The sequence below is a fragment of the Mycobacterium sp. genome, assembly GCF_049281135.1.
Classification (GTDB): Bacteria; Actinomycetota; Actinomycetes; order Mycobacteriales; family Mycobacteriaceae; genus Mycobacterium.
This window is the reverse complement of sequence record NZ_JBAPRN010000215.1, coordinates 1-14,704: the sequence shown is the minus strand read 5'-3', so window position 1 is coordinate 14,704 and position 14,704 is coordinate 1. Positions and strand designations below refer to the sequence as shown.

The following is a 14,704-nucleotide window of genomic DNA, read 5'->3' as shown; positions in this document are numbered from 1 at the left end:
GAGTTGTGGTCATCCTGTTCGATGATCTTGATGACGTTGATGAGCTTGTGGAGCTGCTTGGTGATCTGCTCGAGCGGGGTGCTCTCGGCGGAGACCACGATGGTCATCCGCGACATGTCCTTCTGCTCGGTGGCGCCGACAGCCAGCGACTCGATGTTGAACCCGCGCCGCGAGAACAGCGCCGCCACCCGCGCCAGCACACCGGGCTTGTCTTCGACCAACACCGAAAGGGTGTGCGTCCTCGTCGATCCTGTCATCAGGCGTGCCCTTCGGTTCCGTCGTCGAAGAGCGGGCGGATGCCGCGGGCGGCCTGAATCTCATCGTTGCTGGTCCCGGCGGCCACCATCGGCCACACCTGCGCGTCGGCACCGACGATAAAATCGATCACCACCGGACGGTCGTTGATCGCCCGGGCCTGGTTGATCACGTCGACGACGTCCTCCTCACGCTCGCAACGCAATCCGACACAACCCAACGCCTCGGCCAGCTTGACGAAGTCGGGGATCCGGTGCGAGTGGGTAGCCAGGTCGGTTTGGGAGTACCGCTCCCCGTAGAACAGGGTCTGCCACTGGCGCACCATGCCGAGGTTGCCGTTGTTGATCAACGCCACCTTGATCGGTGCGCCCTCGATCGCGCAGGTGGCCAGCTCCTGGTTGGTCATCTGGAAGCAGCCGTCGCCGTCGATCGCCCAGACCTCGGCGTCGGGCCGGGCCATCTTGGCGCCCATGGCCGCCGGCACGGCGAAGCCCATGGTGCCCAAACCGCCGGAGTTGAGCCAGGTTCGTGGCTTTTCGTAGGAGATGAACTGCGCGGCCCACATCTGATGCTGGCCGACGCCAGCGACATACACCGCGTCGGGGCCGGCGATCTCGCCCAGTTTCTCGATGACGAACTCCGGGCTCAGGCTGCCGTCGCTCTGCGGCCCGTAGCTCAACGGGTAGGTGGCCTTCACCTCGTTCAGGTAGGTCCACCAGTCGGCGATGTCAGAGGTTTCCGCGCTGCCAGAATCCCTGTGATGCTGCAGTGCCGCGATCAGCTCGGTGATCACGGCTTTGACGTCACCGACGATCGGCACGTCGGCATGCCGGTTCTTTCCGATCTCGGCGGGATCGATGTCGGCGTGAATGACCTTCGCCTCAGGGGCGAACGAGTCGAGTTGTCCGGTCACCCGGTCATCGAAACGGGTACCCAGTGCGATCAACAGGTCGCTGCGCTGCAGCCCGGCCACCGCCGAGACGGTGCCGTGCATACCCGGCATGCCCAAGTGCTGGGGGTGGCTGTCCGGGAAGGCGCCCCGCGCCATCAGCGTGGTGACCACGGGTATGCCGGTCAGCTCGGCCAATTCCCGCAGTTGTTCGGTGGCCTCACCACGGATGACGCCGCCACCGACGTACAGCACGGGTTTGTGCGCGGCGGCGATCAGCTTGGCCGCCTCGTTGATCTGACGGCTATGCGGTTTGGTGTTCGGCTTGTAGCCGGGCAGATCCATGCGCGGCGGCCAGCTGAACGTGCACGGAGCTTGCAGCACGTCTTTCGGGATGTCGACGAGCACCGCGCCCGGCCGTCCGCTGGCGGCGATGTGGAACGCCTCGGCCATCACCCGCGGGATGTCGTCGCCATCGCGCACCAGGAAGTTGTGCTTGGTGATCGGCATGGTGATGCCGGAGATGTCGGCCTCTTGGAACGCATCCGTGCCGATCAGCGAACGGCCGACCTGCCCGGTCACGGCGACCACCGGTATCGAGTCCATCTGCGCGTCGGCCAGTGGAGTCACCAGGTTGGTGGCCCCAGGACCCGAGGTGGCCATCATGACGCCGACCTTCCCGGTGGCGTGCGCGTAGCCGCTGGCAGCGTGGCCGGCACCCTGCTCGTGGCGAACCAGGACGTGCCGCAGCTTCTTCGAGTCGAACAGCGGGTCGTAGACGGGGAGCACCGCGCCACCCGGGATACCGAAGATGACCTCAACGTCGAGCTCCTCGAGCGACCGGATTACCGACTGTGCACCGGTGAGTTGCTCAGGCGCAACATGTTTCGGCCGGGCAGTCGGCGGCTTGGCGGCGGGCTTCGCCGCATCGGAGGCGATGCGTGCCACATCCTGCGACGCAGGCGTCGAAGCCGGTGCCGGCGGCTCGGAATGCGGCCTGGTGGGTGCGCTCACTGTGTCCTCTTCGTCGTTGTTCGCTCTGGAAAGTTGTAGGTGATCTTTTGCTGACTCACGTCGATGGTGGGCAACAAAAAACCCCCGTCAGCTCAGCAGCTGCACGAGGGTTGCGCGTTGGTGGACTTGATCAGTCAGGCACCAACGCGCATGCGGATTACTACGAGCTTTCCAGAAGTGTTCATCGCCCCACGACGGTAGCCTCCGTACTGGTCAAACGTCAAATCCCGATGGTTGCCGGACCGCCCAGGTCAGGCGTTGTCGTCGCCACCGGGGACCGGTGCCATGATGCATGCATGGCCACCGATTCAGCGGAGGAAAACCCATCCACGCCGCCGGTGGTGATCAGCATTTCGCCGATTGCCCACTTCGCGGTGGGTTTCTTCGCCCTCGGGCTGCTTGTGCCGGTACTGACCTGGCCGGTGACGGCACCGCTCCTGATCATCCCGGTGCTGTTGTCGGCGTTGATTGTTCGGCTTCGCACGCAGGCCGATGGCAACGGTGTCACGGTGCGCACCCTGCTCGGCGGCCGATCGGTGCGGTGGGAGGAAATCGACGGATTGCGATTCCGTAGGGGCTCGTGGGCGCGCGCTCAGCTCAAAAGCGGGCGTGACTTGCGGTTACCGGCGGTCACTTTTGCGACGCTGCCGCAGCTGACCCAGGCCAGCGCCGGCCGTGTGCCCAATCCGTACGCGGATTAGCTCACCGGGTTAGCGCCGTTGAGCAGTATCCACAGCCCAACGCCGGCGCCGATGCCCACCACGAGAGCGGCAAACGAGCCGATGAACGGTCGCCGGGCCCAGCCGCGACCTGCGTCGAAGCCATACTGCCCGGGGCCGGCCAGGATGACCGCGGCGGCCATCACGATCAGCGTGATCTCGTACTCGTGCCCGCTGGGCAGGAAGTACGGGAACGACCGGGGACTGTGCTGAGCTGACATCGCGGCCAGCAGGCTGTTGGTCAAGTAGGCCAGCACGCCGGCGGCAGCCAGCGGAGTGAAAAGGCCGAGCACCAGCAGCACGCCCGCCGCGATCTCGCCGCCGGCGGCGCAGTAGGTAAGGATGTCGGCGTGCTGGTAGCCGATGCCGGACAGCGCGTTCTTGAAGCCGGTCAGACCCTCTCCACCCCACCAGCCGAACAGCTTCTGCAGCCCGTGCGCAACGAAGACGCCACCGAGGCCCACCCGCAGAACCAGTAGGCCCAGGTGTTGGGTGCCACGACGGGCGGCGGCGCGGACCCGCTCGTCGTCGAAGTGCTCGTGGTCGTTCATCCCGTCGGGCGTGAATATCGAGTGCGCGCCGGTGGGCTGGGGCTGATAGGGCAGCGGCTCGTGGCCGCCCATCACACCCACGCCACTGCTCGACGACCGCACGCTGCCGGAATCAGTGGAGTCGTAGTGCGGGATCAGCGTCGTCTCGAAGTCGCCCGCATAGGTGTCGGAGGGAAGGTCGTCTTCGGGATCGACCAATCTCGCGGAGGTCGGCCGCTCCGCTGTAGGCATCGCGGATGAGTCCGGTCGTTGCCAATGTGTGCTTTTCGATTGACTGCTCACCCGTGTCAGGGTAAGGGCAATTTCCTGGGAATCGGGGATTTGAGCGGCGCTTTCGGTGTTCCTATTTGGCCGTCGTCGCGGGTGGGCCAGTTGTTTGCGGGCGGACGGCGGATGGCCCGCGGTACCCGTGAGGGGCACCGGAGCGGACATATCCGTAATCTGGCAGCTATGCGGTTGTGGAGGTCGGGGCGGCGGAGTTCGGCTGTGCTCTGCTCGACGATGCTCGTTTTGGCTGGTTGCGCCCAGTTCAACGATATTCAGTCGCAACCATTCACCACCAATCCCGAACGGCAACCGCCGCCGAGTTCGTCACCGCCGCCGCCCCCGCCGCTGCCTGACAAGCCATTCCCCAAGGAATGCCCGGCGCCGGGAGTGATGCAGGGCTGCCTGGAGAGCACCAGCGGCCTGCTCATGCAACCCGATAGCAAATCGGCTTTGGTTGCCGAGCGGACGACCGGCGCGGTCAAAGAGGTGTCCGTGAGCGCCGAACCGAAGGTGAAGACCGTCATCCCGGTGGACCCGGCCGGCGACGGCGGGCTGATGGACATCGTGCTGTCCCCGACCTACAAACAAGACCGGCTGATGTACGCCTACATCAGCACACCGACCGACAATCGGGTCATCCGTGTCGCCGACGACGACATCCCCAAAGACATCTTGACCGGAATTCCCAAGGGCGGCAACGGCAATACCGGCGCACTGCTTTTCACCAGCCCCACCACGCTGGTGGTAATGACCGGCGACGCGGGCAACCCGGCGATGGCCAATGACCCGGCATCGCTTGCCGGAAAGGTGCTCCGACTCGAGCAGCCCACCACGCTGCACCCCGCGCCACCGACGACCGCGCTGAGCGGAATCGGCGCCGGCGGCGGCCTGTGCACCGACCCCGTTGATGGCTCAATGTTCGTTCTCGACCGCGCACCCACCGCCGACCGACTGCAGCGAATCACCAAGGACTCCAAGGTTTCCACCGTGTGGACGTGGCCGGATCGACCCGGGGTGGCCGGCTGCTCGGCGCTGGACGGCACCGTGCTGGTCAACCTCGTCAACACCAAGCAGACGGTGGCCGTCCACCTGGCCCAGGGCACCGGCGCGGTCACCGGCCCACCCGACGTGGTTCGCCAGGACACTCACGGACATGCCTGGGCGCTGCGGATGTCTCCGGACGGCAACGTGTGGGGCGCGACGGTCAACAAAACCGCCGGGGACGCCATGAGACTCGACGACGTGGTGTTCCCGCTGTTCCCGCAGGGCGGCGGCTTCCCGCGGGCCAACGACGACAAGACCTGACGTCTCAGGCGTTGTGGCCCGGTGTCAGATCGGCCACATCGGGAAAGCTGACCAGGTCGTCGGTCGGCTCCCCGGCCGCTCCGGCGCCCGGTTCCAACAGGTAGCCGATGTGATCGCCGAGGTCGACCCGCTTCAGCGTCCTGCCGACGAACCACGCCACCGCGTCGTCGAGGATCGGCATGCCGTGCGGGCCGGCGTGCCACGAGCAGTGATCGAATTTGTTGACCTGGTCACCGGTTTGGCCACCGAACAGGCGTGCCAAGCCGATGTGGCGGCGCTCCACGACGTGCACCGCCAGGTAGTCGGATCGCGCCGCGACCCCGTAGGTGTGATTCGCCCGCGAGATCCCAGCCAGAAATCGCGGCGGATGCATGCTGGTCTGGGTGGCGAAACCGACCAGGCAGCCCGATATTTCACCGTCGACCTGAGTTGTCACCACGAACATCGTGTAATCCAGCATCCCGACCAGCCGGTCGAAAGATTCGTCGCCCACATCGCCATCATGACTCAACCGATGCGGCAATTCGGACGCTAAGGCGATTACGTGGCGTCAGGGCCGCTTTCGTTGTCGCCGAACAGAAACTGTTCCACCAAAGCACTGACCAACGCTGGGTCCTCCAAGCCGGCCAGGTGGGCCACCCCGTCGAGCACCCGAACCGACGAGCCGGGAATGGCATCGGCCATCGCGATCGCTTCCCGCGGCGGAAAGGTCACATCCTCAACGCCACCGACTACGAGCACCGGTGTCTTGATAGTTCCGAGCAGGGCCCGCTGATCCGGCCGGCGCGGGACCACACTCTTCACCGCCCACGAGACGGATGCGACGTCGACGGCTTTTACCGTGGCACGGACGTGCGCGACGACCTCGGGACGCTGCCTGAAGGTGGTCGGCCCCAGGAATGCCTTCAGCACAGGCCGATTCAGCAGCGTTCCCATCCCACCGGTCCACTTCGCCAGTGCAAGCAGGATCGCGAACTGCACCTTTTGGCGGACGCCGGCCCGGCCCGCCGTGCAGTTCATCAGCACCGCTCCCCCGATCCGCTCGGGATAGCTGGCGGCGAAGGTCCCGCCGATCATGCCGCCCCAGGAATTGCCGACGAAGTGCGCCTTGTCGATACCGAGCCCATCGAGGATGTCGACCACGCAGCGGGCACAGTCGCCGAAGCTGAACAACTCCGTCAGCGGCTCGCTACCGCCCTGCCCGGGCGGGTCGACCAGCACCACCTGCCGTTGCGCGATAAGACCGTCGGCCACCCCGTACCACATGTCACCGGTCATCAGCAGGCTGGGCCAGAAAACGATCGGCGAACCGGATCCTCCTATTTGCAGCCGAATTCGCCCGAGAACAGTGTCCACCGTTTGCTCACGAAGCTGATCGCCGATGCTGGTCATCGTCGTTCACCATACCCACGACTCAACACTTCTTCATCGAGGGATTGCTCAGCGAGATCTCAGGCGACGTCAACCTCGATTCGCTGTTGACCGAGTTCGAGATCACTGCGCCGGCTACCGACGCCGCTCTTCAGGTCGACCTCGGTGGGCTGCTGAGTCCAGCCGGCTCGCTGATCAACGGCTTCGGCTTCACCGACACGTTCGGCGACTGCAGCATCGCGTGCGCGACGTTGGACGTTCCCACCACGGCGGTTGGGCCGATCGCGTCGTTGTTCTTGCAGGACCAAGCGATCGCCGAGTCGATCGGCTGGGACGGCGTGGGCGCTCCGCTTGCCCATCTGTTCGGCGAATCGACCAGCTTGTTCTAGCTGCAGGCTGCGAGCACCAGCTCGCGCACCCGTGCGGCGTCGGCCTGCCCCTTGGTGGCCTTCATCACAGCACCGACGATCGCGCCTGCCGCCTGCACCTTGCCACCGCGAATCTTCTCGGCCACATCGGGATTGGCGGCCAGAGCTTCGTCGACCGCGGCTTGGATCAGCGAGTCGTCACGCACCACGGCCAGCCCGCGCGCGGTCATCACCTGCTCGGGCTCACCCTCGCCGGCCAGCATGCCCTCCACCACTTGGCGGGCCAGCTTGGTGGTCAGCGTGCCGTCGTCCACCAGCGCCACCACTGCGGCGACTTGGGCTGGGCTGATCGGCAATTCGTCGAGTTCGAGGCCCGATTCGTTGGCCTTCTGCACCAGGAAATTGCCCCACCAGGCCCGAGCCTGTTCGCTGGAGGCGCCTTGATCGACGGTCGCGATGACGAGGTCGACGGCGCCGGCATTGACGAGATCGCGCATCACCTCATCGGACAGGCCCCAGTCCTGCTGAATCCGCTTGCGGCGCAACCACGGTAGCTCGGGAATGGTCTCACGCAGGCGCTCGACCAGGTCAAGGCTGGGCGCCACCGGCTCAAGGTCGGGTTCGGGAAAGTAGCGATAGTCTTCCGCAGTTTCCTTGGTGCGACCCGAGCTGGTGTAGCCGTCCTCGTGAAAGTGCCTGGTCTCCTGGATGACTCGGCCACCGGAGTCCAGCACAGCACCCTGGCGCCGCATCTCGTAGCGGACCGCCACCTCGACGCTCTTGAGTGAGTTGACGTTCTTGGTTTCGGTTCGGGTGCCGAATTCGCTGACGCCCTTCAATTTCAGCGAGACGTTGGCGTCGCAGCGCATCGAACCCTGGTCCATCCGCACGTCCGAGACATCCAGCGAACGCAACAGACCACGCAGCGCGGTGACGTAGGCGCGGGCGATCTGCGGTGCCTGCTCGGCGGTGCCCTCGATCGGCTTGGTGACGATCTCGATCAGCGGCACACCGGCTCGGTTGTAGTCGGCCAGCGAGGTGGTCGCCCCGGCGATCCGGCCGGTGTCGCTGCCCAGGTGGGTCAGCTTCCCGGTGTCCTCCTCCATATGGGCGCGCTCGACCTCCACCCGAAAGGTGGTGCCGTCATCCAGCGGGACATCGAGGTAGCCCTGGACGGCGATCGGCTCGTCGTATTGGGAGATCTGGTAGTTCTTCGGCTGGTCCGGATAGAAGTAGTTCTTCCGCGCGAACCGGCCCCACGGCGCGATGTCACAGTTGAGCGCCAAGCCGATCCGGATCGCCGACTCGACGGCCGCCTCGTTGAGCACCGGCAGCGATCCGGGCAGGCCGAGACACACCGGGCACACGTGGGTGTTGGGTTGGGCGCCGAACTCGTTGGCGCAGCCGCAGAACATCTTGGTGGCCGTGGACAGCTCAACATGCACTTCCAGGCCGAGCACTGGGTCGTAGCGCGCGATCACGTCGTCGTAGTCGAGCAGCTCCGCCCCGGGCGCATGGGCGGCGCTCGTAGCAGAAGTCATGCGGTCGATCCTAATTGGCGGTCGACGCGGCCTTGCCAGCGCCGTCGCCGCCGACTCCCTCGTCGACGGTCAGCAGCGCGTGATCGAATGCGGATCGAGAGGTGATGCCCTCGTCGCGGACGGTGCGGAAGTCTTCGACGATCTTCTCGGCCAGCAGGCGCAGCTTCACATTGCTCGATTGCGAGCGCCATCTGAGCAGATCGAAAGCGGCGTCATCGTCCAGGCCGTAGATCAGCATCAGCATGCCTTTGGCCTGCTCGATGATCGCGCGATGCTCGGTGATTTCGGCGACCTTCGCCGAGATGAGGTCCTCGCGCGCCCGATCCGACGACGGCGTGATGTCCACGTAGTAGCCGTGCGTCCCGATCGCCACTTCCTGCCGGTCGGTGAGCAGGTCGCCGACCACGACCACCTGATGCACGACGCCATGGGTGTCGACGATGCGATGCCGGGTGCTGAATGCGCGGCGGGCACGCAGCATCTCGTCGATGGTCTTCGCCACCTCGCCACGATCCTCGGGATGCTTGTGCCCCAGCACCAGTTCGGTGGTCGGGGTCACCGTGCCCGGCTCGTAGCCGTGCATGCGCTGCACCTGCTCCGACCACTCCCAGCGTTGGTCCTCGAAGTAAAAGCGAAACCAGCCGACGCGCTGCGGCGCTCCGGCGAAGGCCTGAGCGACCTCGCCGCCGTGGCCATCCATCTCAGCAGTCATTGCCATACACGCCGCAGGTCAAAAGGCCGAACATCTTCGTCAGGTTACCGCCGGCCGCTACGTCACGGATCCCTTCGGCGTGAGCGCTAGCCGAAGAACGCAGCGGCATCGTCGTAACGACTCTGCGGTACCAGCTTGAGCTGTCGCACCGCCTCGGCCAGCGGCACTCGGCCGATGTCCTGACCCCGCAACGACACCATCTGTCCGAATTCCCCGGCGTGCGCAGCATCGGCGGCGTTGACCCCGAAACGGGTGGCCAGCACCCGGTCGTAGGCGGTCGGCGTACCGCCGCGCTGGACGTGGCCCAAGACGGTCACGCGGACCTCTTTGTTGATCCGCTTCTCCACCTCGGCGGCCAATTGGTCGGCCACGCCGGTGAACCGCTCGTGACCGAACTCGTCGATGCCGCCCTCGCGCATCGACATCGAGCCTTCGGCCGGCTTGGCGCCCTCGGCGACCACGCAGATGAAGTGTGCGTCGCCGCGCTGGAATCGCCGCTTGACCAATCGGCACACCTCGTCGATGTCGAAGGGCTGCTCGGGGATCAGCGTCATGTGTGCACCGGATGCCAGTCCGGAGTTGAGCGCTATCCAGCCGGCGTGCCGACCCATCACCTCCACCAGCATCACCCGCTGGTGCGACTCGGCGGTGCTGTGCAACCGGTCGATAGCTTCGGTCGCCACCATCAACGCGGTGTCGTGGCCGAATGTCACGTCGGTGCAGTCGATGTCGTTGTCGATGGTCTTCGGCACACCGACGACGGGAACATTCTCTTCGGAGAGCCAGTGCGCGGCGGTCAGCGTGCCCTCGCCGCCGATCGGGATGAGCACGTCGATACCGTTGTCGTCCAGGGTCTGCATGATCTGTGCCAGACCGGCCTTCAATTTGTCGGGGTGCACGCGCGCGGTGCCCAGCATCGTTCCGCCTTTGGCCAGCAGGCGGTCATTGCGGTCGTCGTTGGCCAGTTGCATGCGCCGGTTTTCCAGCAGGCCTCGCCAGCCGTCCTGGAATCCGACCACCGACGACCCGTATCGCGAGTCGCTCGTCCGCACCACCGCCCGGATGACGGCGTTCAGGCCCGGACAGTCACCACCCCCGGTGAGAATTCCAATCCGCATGTGTTCATCTTGCCCCGAGCGAGCCGTTGCGGCAGCCGATCAGATGGCCGACGGCAGTGTTCCCCGGGCAGCCTCGTAGGCAGCCGCGACCCGGTAGAGCCTGTCGTCGGCCAGCGCCGGCGCCATGATCTGCAGGCCGACCGGCAGGTTGTCGTCGTCGGACAGCCCGGACGGAACCGACATCCCGCAGTGTCCGGCCAGGTTCAGCGGTAGCGTGCACAGGTCGAACAAATACATCGCCAGTGGGTCGTCGACCTTCTCCCCCAACGGGAACGCGGTCGTCGGCGTGGTGGGTGAAATCAGCACGTCGACAGATTGGTACGCGGTGTCGAGGTCGCGCGCGATCAGCGTGCGGACCTTCTGCGCCTGGTTGTAGTAGGCGTCGTAGTAACCGGCCGACAGCGCATAGGTGCCAATCATGATGCGCCGCTTGACTTCCGGGCCGAATCCGGCAGCCCGGGTCAGTGCCATCACCTCTTCGGCGCTGTGTGTGCCGTCATCGCCGACCCGCAGCCCGTAACGCATTGCGTCGAAACGGGCCAGGTTGCTCGACACCTCCGACGGCAGGATCAGGTAGTAGGCAGGTAGCGCGTGATCGAAATGGGGACAATCGACTTCGGACACGTCGGCGCCGATTGCGGTCAACTGCTCGACGGCTTTGTTGAACGACGCGAGCACGCCGGGCTGATAGCCGTCGCCGCGCAGCTGCTTGACGACGCCGATGCGTACGCCTTTGAGATCGCCTGCGGCTCCGGCTTTTGCGGCGCCGGCGATGTCGGGTACCGCGGCGTTGATGGAGGTGGAGTCGCGCGGGTCGTGTCCGGCGATCACCTCATGCAGCAGCGCGGTGTCGACGACTGTGCGCGCGCAGGGCCCGCCTTGGTCCAGCGACGACGCGCAGGCCACCAGGCCGTAGCGGGAGACCGTGCCGTAGGTGGGCTTGACCCCTACGGTCGCGGTCAGCGCGGCCGGCTGCCGGATCGAGCCGCCGGTGTCGGTGCCGATCGCCAGCGGCGCCTGAAATGCCGCAAGCGCGGCAGCGCTGCCCCCGCCCGAACCGCCCGGCACCCGGTCGGTGTTCCACGGGTTGCGGGTCGGGCCGTAGGCCGAGTTCTCCGTCGACGAACCCATCGCGAACTCGTCCATGTTGGTCTTGCCCAGGATCGGGATGCCGGCCGCGCGCAGCCGCGCGGTCACGGTGGCGTCGTAGGGCGAACGCCAGCCCTCCAGGATCTTCGAGCCGCAGGTGGTGGGCATGTCGACGCTGGTGAACACGTCTTTGAGGGCCAGCGGGACCCCCGCCAGCGCCGAGACCGGCTGCTCACCGGCGGCCAGTGACTTGTCGACAGCGGCCGCGGCCGACAGCGCCGCGTCGGGCGCGACGTGCAGGAAGGCGCCGTACCGCTGATCGGTCGCCGCAATCTGGTCCAGGTAGGCCTGGGTGACTTCGGTCGACGACAGCTCCTTGGCGGCGATTTTCGCGGCGAGCGTCGCCGCATCCAGCCGGATGATGTCCGTCATTGCGGTTCCCCGAGGATCTGCGGGACCACGAAGCGACCGTCGAGGGCTTCGGGGGCCTCGGCCAGCGCCTCCTGCTGGGTCAGGCACGGCGCGGGCTGGTCGGGTCGGGTGACGTTGACGGCCTTGAGCGGGTTGTCGGTCGGCTCGACGCCGGTCACGTCGACCGCCTGAATCTGGCCGACATGAGTCAGGATGGCGTCGAGCTGGCCGGCGTAGTGGTCCAGCTCATCGTCGGTCAACGCCAGGCGAGCCAGCCGGGCCAGATGGGCCACCTCGTCACGAGAGATGTGGGACACGACTGAAAAGCCTAGCGAGCGCGACTCTGGCGCGACGCCTGGCATCCGCCGAAATGCCGAGAAAGCGTCGCTGTGCAACAGTGTCCGCGTGTCCTCCTATCTGCTGCGGGTACAGCTGGCCGACCGGCCGGGTAGCCTCGGCTCGCTGGCCGTGGCCCTGGGGTCGGTGGGCGCGGACATTCTGTCGCTGGACGTCGTGGATCGCGGACCCGGTTATGCGATCGACGATCTCGTAGTCGAACTGCCGCCAGGGGGCATGCCCGACACGCTGATCACAGCGGCCGAAACGCTGCAGGGTGTGCGGGTCGACAGCCTGCGGCCACACACCGGGCTGTTGGACGCGCACCGCGAGCTGGCGCTGATCGACCACGTCGCCGCCGCCGGCAAGACCGCAGCCAAGCTGAAGGTGCTCGTCGACGAGGCGCCGCAGGTGCTGCGGGTGAGCTGGTGCACGGTGCTGCAGAAGTCCGACGACGGATTCCACCGCATCGCCGGCAGCCCCGGCGCGCCGGAAACCGGGTTGACCGATATCCCTTGGATGCCGATCGAGCACGCCACCGCCTTGGACGCGACCGAGGATTGGGTGCCGCAGCTGTGGCGGGAGCTGGACACCACCCTGATCGCGGCTCCGCTGGGCGCCCCCGAGACCGCGGTGGTGCTCGGCAGGCCCGGCGGCCCGGCCTTCCGGCCCTCGGAGGTCGCCCGGCTGGGATACCTGGCCGGGATCGTCGCAACCCTTTTGCACTGAACGCGCCGCCAAACGGGGTATTCATCGGGGGTGAATCTCTCCGACGCCCAGATCGCCGCTATGTCGCCCGTTGAGCGGCGCGAGCTCATCCAGCGCCTCGAGCGACCCCTGTCCGAGCTGGTGCCGATACATGTGGCGCACCGCATCCGCTGGAGCTGGCTGGGGATCATGACAGGAGGGACGCTGGTGCTGATTCCGTGGATCGTGTATCTGGCCTTCGCGCTGCCCGACGACTACCTGGTGCACGATTGGACGGCAACGTGGGTCGGGTTCGACCTTGTTCTGCTTGCGCTGATGGCGGCAACCGTGGTCTTCGGCATGTTGCGCCGACAAGTGATGCTGTTGACCGCATTCGCCACCGGCACGTTGCTGATCTGCGATGCCTGGTTCGACCTGATGACCGCAGGGCCCAGAGACTTTCAGATGGCGGAGTTCACCGCGGCAATGTGTGACCTGCCACTGGCCGCGATCCTCATCACCGGCACGCTTCGACTGTTCCGGTTCACCGCGATCCGCATGTGGCTGCTTGAGCCGAAGACCCCGCTGTGGCAGTTGCCGCTACTCCCCTGACCCAGAAGGGCCTTCCGCCAACAACTTTCGGAATCCGTCCTCGTCGAGGATGGGCACGCCGAGCTCGACGGCCTTGTCGTACTTCGATCCTGGGGAATCACCGGCGACAACGTAGTCGGTCTTCTTCGACACCGAACCGGCGGCTTTGCCGCCGCGGGTGAGGATTGCCTCTTTGGCATCGTCGCGAGAGAAGCCGGCCAGCGAACCGGTGACGACGATCGTCACGCCCTCCAGCGTTCGCGGCACGCTGGCGTCACGCTCGTCGGCCATCCGCACCCCGGCCGATCGCCATTTGTCCACAATCTGGCAATGCCAGTCGACGGTGAACCACTCGGTCACCGCGTCGGCGATGGTCGGACCGACGCCTTCGACCGCGGCCAGCTGTTCGGTCGACGCCGAGGTGATCGCGTCCAGGCTGCCGAACTCGGTGGCCAATGCTCTTGCCGCGGTTGGCCCGACGTGGCGAATCGACAACGCCACCAGCATCCGCCACAGCGGTTGCTTCTTCGCGGTGTCCAAGTTGGCCAGCAAGCGTTTGCCGTTGGCCGACAGGGTGCCGGCCTTGGTGGTGAACAACTCCGTGCGCAACAGGTCGTCTTCGGTGAGGGCGAACAAATCACCCTCGTCGTTGATCACCTTCGCTGCGAGTAATGCGGTCGCCGCCTCATAGCCGAGTCCCTCGATGTCGAACGCACCACGACCGGCGACATGGAACACCCGCTCACGCAGCTGCGCCGGGCAGGACTGCGAATTGGGGCAGCGGATGTCGGCGTCGCCCTCCTTGGCCGGAGCCAACGTCGTACCGCACTCGGGACATGTTGTGGGCATGACGAATTCGCGCTCGGAGCCATCGCGCAGGTCGACAACCGGGCCCAGCACTTCGGGGATCACGTCGCCGGCCTTACGGATCACCACCGTGTCGCCGATCAGCACGCCTTTGCGCTTGACTTCGGCGGCGTTGTGCAGAGTGGCCAGCCCGACCGTCGACCCGGAGACGGTGACCGGCGTCATGAACGCGAACGGCGTGACGCGCCCGGTCCGGCCCACGTTGACCCGGATGTCGAGTAGTTCGGTCTGAACTTCCTGCGGCGGGTATTTGTAGGCGATCGCCCACCGCGGTGCACGCGACGTCGAGCCGAGCCTGCGCTGCAGCGTCACGTCGTCGACTTTGACTACCACGCCGTCGATTTCGTGGTCGACGTCGTGGCGGTGTTCGCCCCAGTAGGCAATCCGCTCGAGGGCACCGGCGGCGTCTTCCACTCGGGTGGTGTGGTCGGAGACCGGCAGTCCCCATGCGGCCAGCGCCAAATACGCGTCATGCAGCGTCCCCGGTCGATAACCCTCCACATGCCCCAACCCGTGGCAGATCATCCGGAGCTTGCGCCGGGCGGTCACGGCGGGGTCCTTCTGCCGCAACGACCCCGCGGCGCTGTTGCGCGGGTTGGCGAACGGCGTCTTG

16 protein-coding genes are annotated in these 14,704 nt (G+C 66.1%); 5 read left to right on the top strand and 11 right to left on the bottom strand.

The genetic code is table 11. The features are described from left to right. Together ilvN and WAN02_RS09020 are read right to left on the bottom strand one after the other, a co-directional pair. A partial coding sequence (gene ilvN, locus WAN02_RS09025) for an acetolactate synthase small subunit (protein WP_422263812.1) occupies positions 1 to 257 on the bottom strand: 257 nt, incomplete at its 3' end. Then, a complete protein-coding gene (locus tag WAN02_RS09020) occupies positions 257 to 2,083 on the bottom strand; it encodes an acetolactate synthase large subunit (RefSeq protein ID WP_422263814.1) in 1,827 nt (608 codons plus the stop codon). The genes WAN02_RS09020 and ilvN, both read right to left, overlap by 1 nt. Before the next feature lie 371 nt (positions 2,084 to 2,454). Between WAN02_RS09020 and WAN02_RS09015 the strand changes: the two genes are divergently transcribed. After that, on the top strand, positions 2,455 to 2,859 hold the full coding sequence (locus WAN02_RS09015) for a PH domain-containing protein (RefSeq protein WP_422263811.1): 405 nt from the start codon (positions 2,455 to 2,457) through the stop codon (positions 2,857 to 2,859). Here the strand turns inward: WAN02_RS09015 and WAN02_RS09010 are convergent. Continuing rightward, positions 2,856 to 3,659, bottom strand: coding sequence for a DoxX family protein (locus WAN02_RS09010; protein ID WP_422263810.1), 804 nt, complete (start codon positions 3,657 to 3,659; stop codon positions 2,856 to 2,858). The two genes, WAN02_RS09015 and WAN02_RS09010, sit on opposite strands and share 4 nt — an antisense overlap. Before the next feature lie 219 nt (positions 3,660 to 3,878). Between WAN02_RS09010 and WAN02_RS09005 the strand changes: the two genes are divergently transcribed. Next, entirely contained in the window at positions 3,879 to 5,000 is a 1,122-nt protein-coding gene (locus WAN02_RS09005; RefSeq protein WP_422263809.1) for a PQQ-dependent sugar dehydrogenase, read from the top strand. Positions 5,001 to 5,004: 4 nt separating this feature from the next. Here WAN02_RS09005 and WAN02_RS09000 read toward each other — a convergent pair whose 3' ends face one another. Together WAN02_RS09000 and WAN02_RS08995 are read right to left on the bottom strand one after the other, a co-directional pair. Beyond that, positions 5,005 to 5,493, bottom strand: a complete 489-nt coding sequence (locus WAN02_RS09000; RefSeq protein WP_422263808.1) for a flavin reductase family protein — start codon at positions 5,491 to 5,493, stop codon at positions 5,005 to 5,007. A 47-nt stretch (positions 5,494 to 5,540) separates the two neighbouring features. Next, positions 5,541 to 6,392: an alpha/beta fold hydrolase gene (locus tag WAN02_RS08995; protein ID WP_422263807.1), complete on the bottom strand. Its 852-nt coding sequence runs from the start codon at positions 6,390 to 6,392 to the stop codon at positions 5,541 to 5,543. 44 nt (positions 6,393 to 6,436) lie between these two features. On the opposite strand from WAN02_RS08995, the gene WAN02_RS08990 reads away from it, so the two are divergent. Then, positions 6,437 to 6,760: a hypothetical protein gene (locus WAN02_RS08990; protein ID WP_422263806.1), complete on the top strand. Its 324-nt coding sequence runs from the start codon at positions 6,437 to 6,439 to the stop codon at positions 6,758 to 6,760. On the opposite strand, the gene gatB is transcribed toward WAN02_RS08990, so the two are convergent. The 5 genes from gatB to gatC all read right to left on the bottom strand — a co-directional run bounded on the left by gatB (position 6,757) and on the right by gatC (position 11,927). Beyond that, positions 6,757 to 8,280: an Asp-tRNA(Asn)/Glu-tRNA(Gln) amidotransferase subunit GatB gene (gene gatB, locus WAN02_RS08985; RefSeq protein ID WP_422263805.1), complete on the bottom strand. Its 1,524-nt coding sequence runs from the start codon at positions 8,278 to 8,280 to the stop codon at positions 6,757 to 6,759. The two genes, WAN02_RS08990 and gatB, sit on opposite strands and share 4 nt — an antisense overlap. A 10-nt stretch (positions 8,281 to 8,290) precedes the next feature. Beyond that, positions 8,291 to 8,992, bottom strand: coding sequence for a PAS and ANTAR domain-containing protein (locus tag WAN02_RS08980; protein WP_422263804.1), 702 nt, complete (start codon positions 8,990 to 8,992; stop codon positions 8,291 to 8,293). A gap of 86 nt (positions 8,993 to 9,078) precedes the next feature. Continuing rightward, the gene (locus WAN02_RS08975) at positions 9,079 to 10,110 is read right to left on the bottom strand and encodes an ATP-dependent 6-phosphofructokinase (RefSeq protein ID WP_422263803.1); all 1,032 of its coding nucleotides are present in this window, start codon (positions 10,108 to 10,110) and stop codon (positions 9,079 to 9,081) included. A 39-nt stretch (positions 10,111 to 10,149) separates the two neighbouring features. After that, a complete protein-coding gene (gene gatA / locus WAN02_RS08970; protein WP_422263802.1) occupies positions 10,150 to 11,631 on the bottom strand; it encodes an Asp-tRNA(Asn)/Glu-tRNA(Gln) amidotransferase subunit GatA in 1,482 nt (493 codons plus the stop codon). Beyond that, positions 11,628 to 11,927, bottom strand: a complete 300-nt coding sequence (gene gatC, locus WAN02_RS08965) for an Asp-tRNA(Asn)/Glu-tRNA(Gln) amidotransferase subunit GatC (protein WP_422263801.1) — start codon at positions 11,925 to 11,927, stop codon at positions 11,628 to 11,630. Before gatC ends, gatA begins: the two co-directional genes overlap by 4 nt. Before the next feature lie 88 nt (positions 11,928 to 12,015). Between gatC and WAN02_RS08960 the strand changes: the two genes are divergently transcribed. Both WAN02_RS08960 and WAN02_RS08955 read left to right on the top strand, forming a co-directional pair. Then, complete coding sequence (locus WAN02_RS08960; RefSeq protein WP_422263800.1) at positions 12,016 to 12,675, top strand: amino acid-binding protein; 660 nt, start codon at positions 12,016 to 12,018, stop codon at positions 12,673 to 12,675. Between the two features lie 60 nt (positions 12,676 to 12,735). Continuing rightward, positions 12,736 to 13,245: a hypothetical protein gene (locus WAN02_RS08955; protein WP_422263813.1), complete on the top strand. Its 510-nt coding sequence runs from the start codon at positions 12,736 to 12,738 to the stop codon at positions 13,243 to 13,245. On the opposite strand, the gene ligA is transcribed toward WAN02_RS08955, so the two are convergent. Next, positions 13,234 to 14,704: NAD-dependent DNA ligase LigA (gene ligA, locus WAN02_RS08950; RefSeq protein ID WP_422263799.1), on the bottom strand; the 1,471-nt coding region annotated here is incomplete at its 5' end. The two genes, WAN02_RS08955 and ligA, sit on opposite strands and share 12 nt — an antisense overlap.